The organism is Noviherbaspirillum sp., assembly GCF_036563305.1.
Classification (GTDB): Bacteria; Pseudomonadota; Gammaproteobacteria; order Burkholderiales; family Burkholderiaceae_D; genus Noviherbaspirillum.
Map to the genome: position 1 here is coordinate 264,481 of NZ_DATCMQ010000008.1, position 14,411 is coordinate 278,891.

At 64.5% G+C, this 14,411-nt stretch carries 16 protein-coding genes; 8 read left to right on the plus strand and 8 right to left on the minus strand.

The genetic code is table 11. The features are described from left to right. The first annotated feature begins 6 nt into the window (after positions 1 to 6). From mshL to VIM12_RS06905, 3 genes are read left to right on the plus strand one after another with little or no spacing between them, the layout of a single operon-like run. Entirely contained in the window at positions 7 to 1,728 is a 1,722-nt protein-coding gene (gene mshL, locus VIM12_RS06895; RefSeq protein ID WP_331940878.1) for a pilus (MSHA type) biogenesis protein MshL, read from the plus strand. Positions 1,729 to 1,736: 8 nt separating this feature from the next. Next, entirely contained in the window at positions 1,737 to 2,633 is an 897-nt protein-coding gene (locus VIM12_RS06900) for an ExeA family protein (protein WP_331940879.1), read from the plus strand. Further along, positions 2,630 to 3,805, plus strand: coding sequence for a tetratricopeptide repeat protein (locus VIM12_RS06905; protein ID WP_331940880.1), 1,176 nt, complete (start codon positions 2,630 to 2,632; stop codon positions 3,803 to 3,805). The genes VIM12_RS06900 and VIM12_RS06905 overlap by 4 nt, the downstream gene beginning before the upstream one ends. A gap of 15 nt (positions 3,806 to 3,820) precedes the next feature. On the opposite strand, the gene VIM12_RS06910 is transcribed toward VIM12_RS06905, so the two are convergent. From VIM12_RS06910 to VIM12_RS06945, 8 genes are all read right to left on the minus strand, one after another. Next, the gene (locus tag VIM12_RS06910; RefSeq protein ID WP_331940881.1) at positions 3,821 to 4,414 is read right to left on the minus strand and encodes a TIGR00730 family Rossman fold protein; all 594 of its coding nucleotides are present in this window, start codon (positions 4,412 to 4,414) and stop codon (positions 3,821 to 3,823) included. A 76-nt stretch (positions 4,415 to 4,490) separates the two neighbouring features. Continuing rightward, entirely contained in the window at positions 4,491 to 5,156 is a 666-nt protein-coding gene (locus VIM12_RS06915) for a TetR/AcrR family transcriptional regulator (protein ID WP_331940882.1), read from the minus strand. Between the two features lie 134 nt (positions 5,157 to 5,290). After that, the gene (locus VIM12_RS06920; RefSeq protein WP_331940883.1) at positions 5,291 to 5,758 is read right to left on the minus strand and encodes a fasciclin domain-containing protein; all 468 of its coding nucleotides are present in this window, start codon (positions 5,756 to 5,758) and stop codon (positions 5,291 to 5,293) included. A gap of 125 nt (positions 5,759 to 5,883) precedes the next feature. Beyond that, the gene (locus VIM12_RS06925) at positions 5,884 to 6,807 is read right to left on the minus strand and encodes an esterase/lipase family protein (RefSeq protein WP_331940884.1); all 924 of its coding nucleotides are present in this window, start codon (positions 6,805 to 6,807) and stop codon (positions 5,884 to 5,886) included. 40 nt (positions 6,808 to 6,847) lie between these two features. Continuing rightward, complete coding sequence (locus VIM12_RS06930) at positions 6,848 to 7,360, minus strand: RDD family protein (RefSeq protein WP_331940885.1); 513 nt, start codon at positions 7,358 to 7,360, stop codon at positions 6,848 to 6,850. Then, positions 7,357 to 7,992 carry a DUF3106 domain-containing protein gene (locus VIM12_RS06935; RefSeq protein WP_331940886.1) on the minus strand — a complete coding sequence of 212 codons (636 nt, stop codon included), beginning with the start codon at positions 7,990 to 7,992 and terminating at the stop codon, positions 7,357 to 7,359. The genes VIM12_RS06930 and VIM12_RS06935 overlap by 4 nt, the downstream gene beginning before the upstream one ends. A gap of 1 nt (position 7,993) precedes the next feature. Further along, a complete protein-coding gene (locus tag VIM12_RS06940; protein ID WP_331940887.1) occupies positions 7,994 to 8,395 on the minus strand; it encodes a DUF3619 family protein in 402 nt (133 codons plus the stop codon). After that, positions 8,392 to 8,961: an RNA polymerase sigma factor gene (locus tag VIM12_RS06945; protein ID WP_331940888.1), complete on the minus strand. Its 570-nt coding sequence runs from the start codon at positions 8,959 to 8,961 to the stop codon at positions 8,392 to 8,394. Before VIM12_RS06945 ends, VIM12_RS06940 begins: the two co-directional genes overlap by 4 nt. A 487-nt stretch (positions 8,962 to 9,448) precedes the next feature. On the opposite strand from VIM12_RS06945, the gene VIM12_RS06950 reads away from it, so the two are divergent. The 5 genes from VIM12_RS06950 to VIM12_RS06970 all read left to right on the plus strand — a co-directional run bounded on the left by VIM12_RS06950 (position 9,449) and on the right by VIM12_RS06970 (position 14,390). Next, positions 9,449 to 11,164, plus strand: coding sequence for an acetolactate synthase 3 catalytic subunit (locus VIM12_RS06950; protein ID WP_331940889.1), 1,716 nt, complete (start codon positions 9,449 to 9,451; stop codon positions 11,162 to 11,164). Further along, complete coding sequence (gene ilvN, locus VIM12_RS06955; RefSeq protein ID WP_119738913.1) at positions 11,164 to 11,655, plus strand: acetolactate synthase small subunit; 492 nt, start codon at positions 11,164 to 11,166, stop codon at positions 11,653 to 11,655. The genes VIM12_RS06950 and ilvN overlap by 1 nt, the downstream gene beginning before the upstream one ends. A gap of 43 nt (positions 11,656 to 11,698) precedes the next feature. After that, positions 11,699 to 12,715: a ketol-acid reductoisomerase gene (gene ilvC, locus VIM12_RS06960; RefSeq protein ID WP_331940890.1), complete on the plus strand. Its 1,017-nt coding sequence runs from the start codon at positions 11,699 to 11,701 to the stop codon at positions 12,713 to 12,715. Positions 12,716 to 12,819: 104 nt separating this feature from the next. Continuing rightward, positions 12,820 to 13,590, plus strand: coding sequence for an SIMPL domain-containing protein (locus tag VIM12_RS06965; RefSeq protein WP_331940891.1), 771 nt, complete (start codon positions 12,820 to 12,822; stop codon positions 13,588 to 13,590). Positions 13,591 to 13,694: 104 nt separating this feature from the next. Further along, positions 13,695 to 14,390: a phosphatidylserine decarboxylase gene (locus VIM12_RS06970; protein ID WP_414691759.1), complete on the plus strand. Its 696-nt coding sequence runs from the start codon at positions 13,695 to 13,697 to the stop codon at positions 14,388 to 14,390. Positions 14,391 to 14,411 lie beyond the last annotated feature (21 nt).

Below are 14,411 nucleotides of genomic sequence, written 5' to 3' on the forward strand. Positions count from 1 at the left end.
TGCAGCGTGCATAGAAAAATACTGGCGATCGTCATTGCGAGCCTGGCGGGGTGTGCCACCCAGCAGCCGGGACAGGCTACCTTCGACCTCATCAATGCCGAAATGAGCAAGGCGGCAACGGCGGCTCCCGCGCAGCCGGACGCGGTGTCGGCCGCGCTGCTGCCGCCGCTGCAGATCGAAGTGCCGAAGCCGAAGCAGCCGCTGGAAGAGCGGTTCAGCCTCGCATTCAACAACGTGCCGGCGCAGCAGTTCTTCATGTCCCTGGTCTCGGGCACGAGCTACAACATGCTGGTGCATCCCGAGGTCAGCGGCACCATATCGGCGAACCTCAAGGACGTCACCCTGTTCGAGGCGCTGGACGCCATCCGCGACCTCTACGGCTACGACTATGCGGTCGAAGGCCGGCGCATCGTCGTCAAGCCGCTGTCCATGCAGACCAAGGTATTCCACGTGAACTACCTGACCGGCAACCGCCGCGGCAGCTCCGATACCCGCGTCAGCTCCGGGTCCGTCGGCGACGTGCAGCCGTCCAGCACGGCGCCCAACAATGCCTTCGGCAACAACCTCAACAACAATTCGAACGGCGGAACCGTCGTGCGCGCCGCCGAGAGCGCCAAGGTATCGACTGCGCTCGTCAGCGACTTCTGGGGCGAATTGCGCAGTTCGCTGGAGGCCATCGTCGGCAGCAATGCCGAAGGCCGCAGCGTGGTGATCAGCCCGCAGGCCGGCGTAGTGGTGGTGCGCGCAATGCCCGACGAGCTGCGCAACGTCGCCGCCTACCTCAAGGCAACCCAGCTGTCGGTGGACCGGCAGGTGATCCTCGAAGCCAAGATCATCGAGGTGCAGCTCAATGACGGATTCCAGACCGGCGTCAACTGGTCAGCCTTCCGTAACCATGGCAACAGCCGCGGATCGGTCGGCATCATCTCGCCGGGCGCCGGCATCAGCACACTCGGCGCGAACGGTGCGCCCACCGCGTTGTCGAGCGCGGGCGCCACCGCGATCGGCGCCGTGCCGGGCACGTCGCTGGCGTCGCCCGCGTCGGCCGCGGGCTCGCTGTTCGGACTGGCCTTCCAGACCAGCAATTTCGCCGCCCTGATTTCCTTCCTCGAAAGCCAGGGCACGGTGCATGTGCTTTCCAGCCCGCGCATCGCCACTCTCAACAACCAGAAGGCGGTGCTCAAGGTCGGTACCGACGAATTCTTCGTGACCAACGTCAGCGCCACCACCACCACCGGCACCTCGACCACCACTACGCCAAGCGTCACGCTGCAGCCGTTCTTCTCGGGCGTCGTGCTGGACGTCACGCCGCAGATCGACGACAGCGGCAACATCATCCTGCACGTCCATCCATCCGTCAGCCAGGTCAGCACCGTCAACAAGCTGATCGACCTCGGCAGCCTGGGCGGTTCGCTGAACCTGCCGCTGGCATCCAGCGACACGTCCGAGACGGACAGCGTGGTCCGCGGCCGGGACGGCCAGATCGTCGCCATCGGCGGACTGATGCGCCAGGCCAGCGTGTCCGACCGCTCGCAGGTGCCGGGCGCGGGAAACCTGCCCGGTGTTGGTCACCTGTTCAAGAACACCAGCCAGTCGGTGCAGAAGCGGGAGCTCGTGATCCTGCTGAAGCCGACGATCGTGCAAGGCGAAGGCAACTGGTCGCAGGACATACTCGAGAGCCAGCAGCGCATCCAGCGACTCAATCCGCAAGCACCACCTCTGCAGTAGCGGACGGCATGTACAAGACCCACTTCGGACTGCACGAGCTGCCGTTCGGGATCACGCCCGACACCAGCTACTTCTTCGCCTGCGCCAATTATCAGGAAGCCCTCAACACGCTGCTGATCGCGACGAAGAATGGCGAGGGCTTCATCAAGATCACCGGCGAGGTCGGCGTCGGCAAGACCCTGCTGTGCCGGAAGTTCATGGCGAGCCTGGGCCCGGAGTTCGTCACCGCCTACATACCCAATCCCTTGCTGGAGCCGCGCACCCTGATGCTTGCGCTGGCGGACGAGCTGGAGATCCCGCAGGAAAAGGATGTCGACCAGCACCAGTTGCTGAAGGCGATCAACCACCGTCTGCTGGTCCTCGCCCGCAGCGGCAAGCGGGCCATACTCTGCCTCGACGAAGCCCAGGCCATGCCGATCGAGACGCTGGAGGCGCTGCGCCTGCTCACCAACCTCGAGACCGAGAAGCGCAAGCTGCTGCAGATCGTGATGTTCGGCCAGCCCGAGCTCGACCGGAAGCTCGACCAGGAAGCGATCCGGCAGCTGCTGCAGCGCATCTCCTTCCACTATCATCTCGGCCCGCTCAGCCGGGAAGACATGGAGTTCTACGTCTCGCACCGGCTGCGGGTCGCGGGCTATGCGGGAGGCAGGCTGTTCGAGCGTCGTGCGGCGAAGCTGCTTCATGCCTCCAGCAAGGGCATACCGAGGCTGATCAATATTCTTTCGCACAAGGCCCTGATGCTGGCCTATGGCGAGGGCAAGCAACAGGTGGTCGCTCGCCATGTCCGGGCAGCTGCGCGCGACACCGGCGCGGCGCGCCATCCATCCCGGTACCGGGCGTGGGCCTGGGCCGGACTGCCGGCGTTGCTGGCCGCAACTGGAATGGGATGGGTTTTACTCAAATGAGCCTGATCAATCAGATGCTCCAGGACCTGGACGCGCGACGGTCGGAAGTCAGCGGAAACGACGCCTACGGCCAGCAGGTCCGCGCGGTGCCGCCGCGCCGCGGCGTACACCCGGCATGGTGGGTCTGCCTGGCACTGGCGGTTCTGTCCGCCGGCCTGATCGCGTGGCTGCTGCTGCGACCGGTGCCCGAGCAGCCCGCCGCGGCGCGCCTTCCACTGAGGCTGGACGCGCAGCTGCAGGCGCCGCCGGTGCAGCCGCCGGCAGAACAACATCCGACGGCCACCCGACCTGGAAGCGCAAACCCGGCGCCTGGTCCGGCGCCTGCGCCGCCACCGCCCCTGGCGGAACCGGCGCCACCGCGTATTGCGCCGGCCGTGCCCGTGCCAATGCCCGTATCCGCGTTGCCGGCGGCCGAGCTCGCGCCCCCGCCGTCGCCCGAGCCGAAGCCACGTCCTCAGCATGCCGTGCCTCCCGCGTCAACGTCCCGTCCCGCTGCTGAACCGCAAACCGTGAAAGCGGCTGCCGCAAAAGCGGAACCGCCGCAGGAAGCAGCCGTTCCGGCTGCGACGCCTATCGCGAAGCAGGTCAGGGAGTTGACGCCGCAGCAGCGCGCCGAGAATGAATACCGGCGGGCGCTCGGCCTGCTCCAGCAGGGCAGGAGCACGGACGCTGCGGCGGCGCTCGAACAGGCGCTGCAGCTCGACGCCCGCCACGCCGGGGCTCGCCAGGCGCTGGTCGGCACCTTGCTGGATGCAAGAAGGCAGGACGAGGCGCTGCGGCGGGCGAGGGAAGGACTTGCGCTCGACCCGGCCCAGCCCGGGCTGGCAATGATCGTGGCACGCATCCAGCTGGAACGGGGCGAGGTGCGCGCCGCAATCGAGTCGCTGGAACGCGGCCTGCCGCACGGCGCCGAACGCGCCGACTACCAGGCCTTCCTTGCCGCGCTGCTGCAGCGGGACGGTCGCCACAAGCAGGCAGTCGAGCACTATGTACTGGCCCTGCAGCGCGCGCCGGACAACGGCGTCTGGTGGATGGGGATGGGCATTTCCCTGCAGGCAGACCAGCGGGCTGCGGAGGCACAGGAAGCATTCCGCCGCGCCCGTGCCAGCGGTACGCTCACGCCGGAGCTGCAGGCCTTCGTCGAGAGCCGCCTCGGCCAGCTGCAGCGCTGACCCCGGCGCGGTTCGTCATGCGATGCGCGAGGCGGTCTCGCGATCGACGATCTTGTCGAAATACGCCGGCTTGAAGTTCCGCATGCGCAGGAGCAGGGCCGGGGCCTCGGCTTCGTGCAGGAGCACCGACGCTTGCTCGGGCCGCAGGAAGCGTTGCGCGACCACGTGGCCGAGGAAGCCGATCAGCCCGTCATAGAATCCGTCCACATTCAGCAGTCCGATCGGCTTTTCGTGAAGGCCGAGCTGCGCCCAGGTGAACACCTCGAACAACTCTTCCAGCGTGCCGATGCCACCGGGCATGGCGATGAAGCCGTCCGACAGCGCGGCCATCATCGCCTTCCGTTCATGCATGTCCTTCACGATGTGCAGCCGGGTCAGGCTGCGATGGCCCACTTCCTTGTCCATCAGCGCCTGCGGAATGACGCCGGTGGCTTCGCCGCCCAGGCGCATCACTTCGTCGGCGATCACGCCCATCAGGCCGACGTTGCCGCCGCCGTAGACCAGCGCGATGTTGTCCGCCACCATCGCGGCGGCAAGGGCGCGGGCAGCTTCGGCATACCGGGGAGAGGCGCCGATGGAGGAGCCGCAGTAGACGCAAAGGGATTTCATGTCGGGCAGGTCGCCAAGAGGTGGTGGTTGCAGGGAACGCTGCGGCAAACGCGGCAGGCGGGCGATGGCGCGGTGCTCATCTCAGTTTCTTCAGGTTTTCCGCGGTCAGCTTCTCGAACACCTCGCGCGTCTCGCCGCGCAGGTAGGGACCGATCAGCGACAGCACCTGGTAGCAACCGCGGGCGAGGGCGTCGGCCATCACTTCCTGCTCGGTGTATTGCCGCGGGTTGCGTACGTACTCATACGATAACCAATAGGTCGCGACCACGACGATGTTGTTTGCCAGGCCGTCGATTTCCATGTCCGTGGCGACCAGCGCCTGGTCGTCACGCAGGCCGAGGCAGAGCTGCTGGGCGACCTTGGTCTTGTGCGCGAGGATCTGCTTGAAATGCAGCTCCAGCTTGCGGTTGCGCGAGAGCAGGTCGCTCAGGTCGCGGTAGAAGAAGCGGTAGCGCCAGACCAGTTCGAAGCTCAGGTGCAGGTACATCCAGACGTCGTGCATATTGGGCCGGCGGTCCGCCGGCACCGCGAGCATGCGGCTGATCTCCGCCTCGAACTGGGCGAAGAGCGAATTGACGATATCGTCCTTGTTCCGGAAATGGTAGTACAGGTTGCCCGGCGAGATGTTCAGCTCTTCCGCGATCACCGTCGTGGTGATGTTCGGTTCGCCGAATTCGTTGAACAATCGTAGTGACAGTTCGAGTATGCGCTCGCGCGTCCTGCGCGGTGCCTTATGCTGCATGCTGGCTGCCTCCCGTTTCAGCAGTGTCTTGTTTTCCCGCCCGCCAGCCTGACGGCGCGAGTGCCAAGCATAACATCGTTGCCGGGCAGAACGTAGCGGGGGGACGACCGGGGACGGACAGCCGGGACGCCGCCTTATTCCGGCGGCAGCACTACCTGGTCTATTTCATGGATCACGCCGTTGTCGGCCTTCAGGTCGCTCTGGATCACCTTGGCGTTTTCCACCGTCACGCTGCCGTTGTCCGATGTCAGCGTCACCGGGCTGCCTTGCATGGTCTGCACCTTGCCGGGCTTGACGTCGGCGACCGTCACCGCGCCGGGAATCACATGATAGGCAACCAGCTGGGCGGCCTTTTCCTTGTCCTTGAGCAGGGCGGCGACCTTCTCGGGCGGCAGCTGCTTGAACGCGGAGTCGCTCGGGGCGAACACCGTGTACGGTCCGGAATTCTTGAGCTTGTCCGCCATGCCCGCGGTCTGCGCGGCCTGCATGAAGGTCTTGAGGCTGCCGGAGGTGCGGGCGGTCTCCACCAGGTCGGCGGCGCAGGCTGCGGAAGTGACGCCAAGCATGAGGACAGTTGCGACTGCAGCGCCGTAGGCTTTCATGGCAAGCTCCTTGTCGGGTAGAAATGGAATTGCCCGCCGCAGCGGGATCAAGCAATTCGGTTCATATGCGGCCCGAAAAGTTCAACCTGTGTAGGGCGCGGTAACACGCACGACCCGACCGCCGGTCAGGGCAACGGTATTGCGCTTGCCGCGCGGATCTCCTCCACGACCAGCTTCTGCACCTGCTTGTCCATTGCCAGCGCAACATGGCCGACCGCATGCAGTTCGATGTTCCTCGCCCCCTCCAGCCGGGACGAGCTCTGCGGCGAGATGATGTTGTCGTGGTGGGACCAGATCGAGACGAACAGGCGGTATGTCCGGATGTCTTCGCCGGCAGCGATCTCGCGCAGCCATTCGCTTGCCAGCCCCCCTTGTTCGCTCGCCGTCCAGCGCATCTGGTGCGAGTTGAGTCCGACGCCGAAATGGGCGAGCGCGGTGCCGTGGTGCGGCGTGCCCAGGGTGATTACGCGTGCCAGTCGCCCGGTCCCGTGCACCCTGATATAAGCACGGGCCACCAGGCCGCCCATGCTGTGGCAAAGCAGGATGACGCGGCGGCTGCCGGTTTCCTTGCGCAGGCGCTCAACGCCTGCATGCACCTGTGCGACGTAATCGTCGATGCTCGCGGTGACCGGCTCCAGGTTGACTGCGTGATGCGCAACGCGCGCCCGCTGCAATGCACGGCTCATTGCGCGCCAGTAACCGCTGTTGCAGCCATAGCCATGCACCAGCAGGACCGGAAGTCCTTCCGCATCCTCCGGCAGGCAGCGCTCGAATGCGAGGAAGGGCATGCTCCAGGAGGAGCTCACCATGCTGGCGCGGAACTCGGCCAGGAAGAGCCGGAGGAATGCAATGCCGCGAATCCTGAAATGCGCCGGCAAATGGCTGCGGAAGCGGGAGGCGATCAGGAAATTGTTGGCGTTGATGGCGGCGCGTACGCCGAGTACGCACGCCAGCCCGAGGGCAGTGGCGAGCCACCCGCCTGCAGCGGGCAGCAGGAATGCGAACAGCCATGCAAGCGCCGCGGCGACAAGCGCCTGCAGCAGCAGCATGAGTCTCGTGATGCGCGCGACCACCCGTCCGTACCGGTCCTCAGGCAGTTGCGCCAGCCTTGCGCGGCGCCTCCTCGGCCACCACGAGGCGGGTGCCGGCGATGCGGTCGTGCAGGAACTGGCGCTGCGGGTCAAGGCGCGCGCCCATTGCCCACAGCAGCATGTTGAGTGCCGGGATCCAGATCAGCATCCAGGTCTTGGCGCCGAGCAGCCATGCCAGTGCCAGGCCGGGAAGGATCCACAGCCACGACAGCAGGAAGCGGTAAAGCGCGCGGCCGGCCGTGACCGGGCCGCCGTCCGCGGCAACCAGCCGCATCCGCCAGGTCTTCATGGCCAGCGTCTGGCCGCCGTGGGTCCAGAACCAGATGAAGTAGGCGCACAGCACGAACAGCAGCCAGCCCTGCAGGAAGTGGCGCAGGTAGAGCGCATGGCGCTGCCCGGCCAGATAGGAGAACAGGAAACCGGTGACGAAGACCACGCCGAACAGCAGCATCGATTCGTAGACCATGCTGGCCAGTCGGCTCTTGAGGGTGGGAGTGTTCTGATTGTTCAAGGCTCACCTTGCTTGCCGGGTTGGGGGGCGGGCTGCGGCGCCGGCATGCCGGGCACTTGCGGCCTCACGGATTTCTCCAGCACCGGTTTCGGCGCCGACTTGATGGGGGGGAGGGGCTGCGGCTGCTGCGAAGGACGCGGCAGGGTGGCGAGCCTTTTCTTGCGGGCGTTTTCTTCGGCAAGCTTCATGCGCTGTTCTTCCGGAAGCTGCTGGTATTGTTCCCACTGGGCGGATTTCTGTTCGCGGTCGAGCTGCTTGGCCCTGGCGAAGCGCTCGCGCGCCTGGCGCCGCTGCTCGGGGGTGAGCTTTACCCAGTCGTGCATCCGTTCCTGCAGCCGCTGCTGTTCCTCCGGGGTCATCGACGGGTAGCGGTTGCCGATGGCCAGCCACTTGCTCTTGCGGTACGGGTCCAGCTTGTCCCATTCGGATGCCAGCGGCGCCAGTGCCTGCTGTTGGGCAGGCGACAGCGTGCTCCATGCGGGACCGCTCGCGGACGCCTTTGCCGGTGCCGGCGAAACCGAGGCCTGCCCCTGGGCCGGCACGGCCACGGGCAGCGCCGTGCAGCCCGCAATGAGCACCGCCCGCAGCAGGCGGGCGGCAAGCGATCGGAACGCCCGTCCGGTCCGTCTCATCTCAGTCCCCCCGCTTGGAGAGGAAAGCGTTGAAACCGTTGTCGAGGTAGGCCGAAAGCGGCAGTTCATCGGCCAGCATTTCCGCGTCGATCTCGGCGGTATCCGCAATGCGGCGCTGTTCCTCGTACTGGATGATGCTTGCCAGTCCGGCAACCAGGACGATCGCGGGGAGCATCGCGGCGGCGGCGGCCAGCCAGGGATGCGACCCGCCTGAACGGCCGCGCGCCCCGGCGAACACCTGGCGCACCAGCAATACCGGTGCCGCAACCGCCGTCTTCCTGCGGGACAGGGCAATCCGCCGCGCCGCCACGAGCCGCTCGGCGGCCGGCGCAGGGATCGTCTCCAGGTTCTCGTTCAGCGCGTGCCGCACCTTGTAGGCGAAATTCAGTTCTCTCGTGTTCATAAGGTGATTCCCTTTGCTCTGAGTGCCTGGGCCAGCGCGTGCGTCGCCCGCGAGCAGTGCGTCTTGACGCTGCCTTCCGAGCAGCCCATCGCCGCGGCCGTCTCGGCCACATCCATATCCTGCCAATAACGCAGCAGAAATGCCTGCCGTTGACGCGTCGGCAGCTTGCGCACCTCGGCTTCGATCGCCGCCAGGACCTGGCGGCGTTCCACCTTGTCGGCGCTGGATTCGGCGGCGACGGTCCCGTCCTCCGCCTCGTAGGTCTCGAGCATGTCGAAGCCTTCCGCGTCCTCCCGGTCCTTGCCCGGGCTCCAGAGAAAGCTGATCCAGGTGTTGCGTACCTTCTCGCGCCGGAAGTAATCGGTAATCGTGTTCTGCAGGATGCGCTGGAAGAGGAGCGGCAACTCCTGCGCCGGCTTGTCGCCGTATTTCTCGGCCAGCTTGATCATTGCATCCTGAACAATATCCAGTGCGGCTTCGTCCTTGCGCACCGCGTAGGCCGCCTGCTTGAACGCGCGGCGCTCCACGTTCTCGAGGAAGTCGGACAGTTCTTTGTCAGTGGCCATGCAAACGGTTGGGGAAGCCGGCGCGCCGGCCGGGAAGCGAAGAAATGAAGCGGGGCATGTTTTGAACAGAGCGCATGCTAGCAAAAAACCGCATGAAGCGTGCACGGATATTGCGGAAACCGCTTGATTTCTAACGATTTTGAAGGAATTTAACTTGACCAAAATTGTGCGACGCATTAACTTATCACTCCCTTCGCACCTCGAAGGACTGTCCTGTCGACGCGGCACATGACGCCGCACCCCGACCCGACGCGCTTTAAATAGCTGTTTGCTCTAACCCATGCCACAAGCGTGAGAAGTCCGCTCCGGTACTTCAGATCCCCCGGCTGAACGAGTCGCGCTCAGCGTCGCTTTGAACCACATCTACGGGTGTGCAACGAACCGGCGTCACCGCACAAAGAAGGGAAGCCCAGGCGCTGTCGTACCACGCGGTTTCGCGAGGGGAGAGCATCCGATCAATCTCCTATGGACCTTGAAAGGACTAGCAATGTCTGCAGAACTCACAGGCGCGGAAATAGCCGTGCGCTGCCTGGCCGAAGAGGGCGTCGAACACGTGTTCGGTTATCCCGGCGGCGCAGTGCTCTACATCTACGACGCGATCTTCAACCAAGACAAATTCCAGCACATCCTGGTGCGCCACGAGCAGGCGGCCATCCATGCGGCCGACGCCTATTCGCGCAGTTCCAAGAAGGTCGGCGTCGCCATCGTGACTTCCGGCCCCGGTGTCACCAATGCGGTCACCGGCCTGGCCACCGCGTACATGGATTCGATTCCCATGGTCGTGATCTCGGGGCAGGTGCCGACCGCCGCCATCGGGCAGGACGCGTTCCAGGAGTGCGACACCGTCGGCATCACCCGTCCCTGCGTCAAGCACAACTTCCTGGTGAAGGATGTCCGGGACCTGGCGTCGACGATCAAGAAGGCCTTCTTCATCGCCACTACCGGCCGTCCCGGCCCGGTGCTGGTGGACATCCCGAAGGACATCACGATCCAGAAGTGCGCGTTCGAGTATCCCAAAGAAATCGAGATGCGCTCGTACCGGCCGGTCGACAAGGGCCACGCCGGACAGATCCGCAAGGCAGTGCAACTGCTGCTGGCGGCCGAGCGCCCGATGATCTATACCGGCGGCGGCGTGATCCTCGCGAATGCATCGGCCGAGCTGAACAAGCTGGTCGACAAGCTGGGCTATCCCTGCACCAATACCCTGATGGGTCTGGGCGCGTACCGGGCGTCGAGCGACAAGTTCGTCGGCATGCCGGGCATGCACGGCACCTATGAGGCCAACATGGCGATGCAGCACTGCGACGTGCTGATCGCGATCGGCGCCCGCTTCGACGACCGCGTCATCGGCAACCCCAAGCATTTCGGCAGCCATCCGCGCAAGATCATCCATATCGACATCGACCCGTCCTCGATCTCCAAGCGGGTGAAGGTGGATATTCCCATCGTCGGCAACGTCAAGGACGTGCTGGTCGAACTGCTCTCGCAGCTCGATGCCGCCGAGGCGCGGCCGAACGCCGCCGCCCATGCCGCCTGGTGGCGCCAGATCAACGAGTGGCGCGGCCGCGAGTGCCTGAAGTACACGACGTCCAAGGAGGTGATCAAGCCGCAGGAGGTCGTGCGCAAGCTGTGGGAAGTCACCAAGGGCGACGCCTTCATCACTTCCGACGTCGGTCAGCATCAGATGTGGGCTGCGCAGTACTACGGCTTCGACAAGCCGCGACGCTGGATCAATTCCGGCGGCCTGGGCACGATGGGTGTCGGCCTGCCCTACGCGATGGGCGTGCAGATGGCCAATCCGGATGCAACCGTCGCCTGCGTCACCGGCGAAGCTTCGATCCAGATGTGCATCCAGGAACTCGCCACCTGCAAGCAGTACCACCTGACGCCGAAAATCATCCTGCTCAACAACCGCTTCCTCGGAATGGTGCGGCAGTGGCAGCAGATCGACTACGGCTCCCGGTATTCCGAGTCGTACATGGATTCGCTCCCCGACTTCAACATGCTGGCCGAGTCCTTCGGCCATGTCGGCATGAAGATCGAGAAACCGGGCGACGTCGAGGGCGCGCTGAAGGAAGCCTTCGGCATGAAGGACAGGCTGGTGTTCATGAACTTCATTACGGATCAAACCGAAAACGTCTGGCCGATGGTGAAAGCCGGCAAGGGCTTGACTGAAATGCTGCTGGGTTCGGAGGATCTGTAATGCGCCATATCATTTCCGTCTTGCTCGAGAACGAAGCAGGCGCACTTTCGCGCGTGGTCGGCCTGTTTTCCGCGCGTGGCTACAACATCGAAACCCTGACCGTCGCGCCCACCGAGGACGCAACGCTGTCGCGGATGACCATCGTCACCAGCGGTTCGGACGACGTGATCGAGCAGATCACCAAGCACCTGAACCGGCTGATCGAGGTGGTCAAGGTCGTGGACCTGACCGAAGGCGCGCACATCGAGCGGGAGCTCATGCTCATCAAGGTGCGCGCGGTAGGCAAGGAACGCGAGGAAATGAAGCGCACCGCGGACATCTTCCGCGGCCGCATCATCGATGTCACCGAGAAGACTTACACGATCGAACTGACGGGTAACAAATCGAAGCTCGATGCCTTCATCGAATCGATCGACCGCACTGCGATCCTGGAGACCGTCCGTACCGGCGGCTCCGGCATCGGCCGCGGCGAGCGCATTCTCAAAGTCTGATCCAACAGAAGCACACAACCAATAAACCACGTTAGGAAGATCCATGAAAGTTTTCTACGACAAAGACTGCGACCTGTCCCTCATCAAGGGCAAGAACGTCACCATCATCGGCTACGGCTCGCAGGGCCATGCGCATGCGCAGAACCTGAACGACTCCGGCGTCAAGGTCACGGTCGGCCTGCGTCGTGGCGGCGCATCCTGGGAAAAGGCAAAGAACGCCGGTCTGAACGTTGCCGAGGTCAACGAGGCAGTCAAGGCAGCCGACGTCATCATGATCCTGCTGCCGGACGAGAACATCGCCCAGGTCTACAACGAAAACGTCGCCCCGAACGCGAAGCAGGGCGCAGTGCTGGCCTTTGCCCACGGCTTCAACGTCCATTACGGCCAGGTCGTGCCGCGCGCCGACCTCGACGTCATCATGGTCGCGCCGAAGGCGCCCGGCCACACCGTTCGCGGCACCTACAGCCAGGGCGGTGGCGTGCCGCATCTGGTCGCCGTGTACCAGGACAAGTCGGGTAGCGCTCGCGACATCGCGCTGTCCTATGCGATGGCCAACGGCGGCGGCCGGGCCGGCATCATCGAGACCAACTTCCGCGAAGAGACCGAGACCGACCTGTTCGGCGAGCAGGCGGTGCTGTGCGGCGGTGCCGTCGAGCTGATCAAGGCGGGTTTCGAGACCCTCACCGAAGCCGGTTATGCGCCGGAAATGGCCTACTTCGAGTGCCTGCACGAGCTGAAGCTGATCGTCGACCTGATCTATGAAGGCGGCATCGCCAACATGAACTACTCGATCTCCAACAACGCGGAGTACGGCGAGTACGTCACCGGCCCGCGCATCGTCACCGAAGACACCAAGAACGCGATGCGCCAGTGCCTGAAGGACATCCAGACCGGCGAATACGCAAAGAGCTTCATCCTCGAGAACAAGGCCGGCGCGCCGACGCTGATTTCGCGTCGCCGCCTGACTTCCGAGCACCAGATCGAGCAGGTCGGCGAGAAGCTGCGCGCGATGATGCCCTGGATCAAGAAGAACAAGCTGGTCGACCAGTCCAAGAACTGAGTTTGTTGCGGAAAATTGCAGGACCGGCGGTGCGTCGGCCTGCTTGAGTAAAATAAACAGGGTCTGCACCTCGTGCAGGCCCTTTTTTCTTTCCGGAGACCCGAATGCGACATGCCGCCGTCCTGTTTTGCCTGCTTTCATCCAGCCTGACCGTCGCCTGTGCACAGACACCCGTCCATGCCCCTGCCCAGGCGCCGGTACAGACCGGCGGAACGATGGTCGTGGTACCCGCCTACGGCGAGGTGAAGCAAGCCAATGACGAGGCGCGCGTCACCTTCATGGTCGAGGAACAGGACAAGGACAAGGCCGCCGCGGCCTCGCGGGTCAACCTGAAGATGAAGCAGGGTACGGAGATGCTCCGGCAGGCCGACCCCACCGCCGTTCTGCAGACCCGCGGCTACTACACCTATCCCGTCTATGCCGAGGAGGGCGTGCAGCCGAGGCAGCAGGGGAAGACGCGCCAGCTGGTCGGCTGGCGGGTAGGGCAATACCTCGACATGCGCACCGCCAGCCTGGAACGCCTGCCGGCCAATGTCGCGGCCGTGCAGCGTGTGCTGGCGCTGAACGGCCTGCAATTCGGGCTGGCCGACGCCACCGCAAGGAAGCTCGAGGAGCAGCGTATCGCCGCCGCCTGGCAGAACCTCACCGAGAAGATCGCCGCGATCTCCAGGGCAATGGGGCGCAATCCGGCCGACGCCAGCCTCGACACCCTTGACTTCGAAGCCTCGGGCGCCTATGCCCCGCAGGGCGAGGCCGCGATGATGAAGACCATGCGCGCGGCGCCGATGGACGCCGGCCAAGTGGAGGAGCCGAGCTTCGAGCCGGGCGAGACGACGCTGGGGACCCGCGTTGTCGGCAAGGTGCGGTTCAAGTAGCCGGAAGCACTTGCCCCCCGAAACGAACCGGGCGGGATAAGGTCGTAGCTCAAGTACCCCAACGTAACCGAGCCGGGCGTCCGCCCCCGGCAGGGGTTACTTTTATGAAAGCCTCGACTAGAATAGCCACGTTTCATTTTCCATCATCATCCGGAGCGAAGTTGAACAACTATCTTCATCCCATCATTGCCCGCGAAGGATGGCCTTTCCTTGGCGTTGCGGTTGCCGTTGCCGTCGTTGTCACGCTCCTTGCCGGCCTGTGGTCCATCCCGTTCTGGATCCTTGCCATTGTCGTGTTCCAGTTTTTCCGCGACCGCGCGCGTGTCGTGCCGCAGAAGGCAAACGCGGTGCTGTCGCCCGCCGACGGCCGGATCGTCGTCGTCGAGAAAACGCAGGACCCGTACACGAATCGCGTTGCGCTCAAGATCAGCGTGTTCACGAACATCTTCAACGTGCACGCAAACCGGTCGCCGGTGGACGGTACGGTGGAAGTCGCCGACTACTTTCCCGGCAAGCGCGTCAACACCTATCCTGACACAGCCGCGCCCGACAACGAGACCAATGCAGTGACGATTACCGCAAGCAACGGCGAAACCATCACCTGCGTGCAGGTCGCCGGCCTGATTGCGCGCCGCATCCTGTGCTTCGTGAAAGCCGGCGATCGGCTCGTGCGCGGGCAGCGCTACGGATTCAGCCGTTTCGGATCGCGCGTCGACGTCTACCTGCCGCTCAGCGCGGCGCCGAAAGTCGCCGTAGGCGACAAAGTGTCGGCCACCGAAACCATCCTGGCCGTGCTGTAAGCCGGCCGCCACCGCACCCCG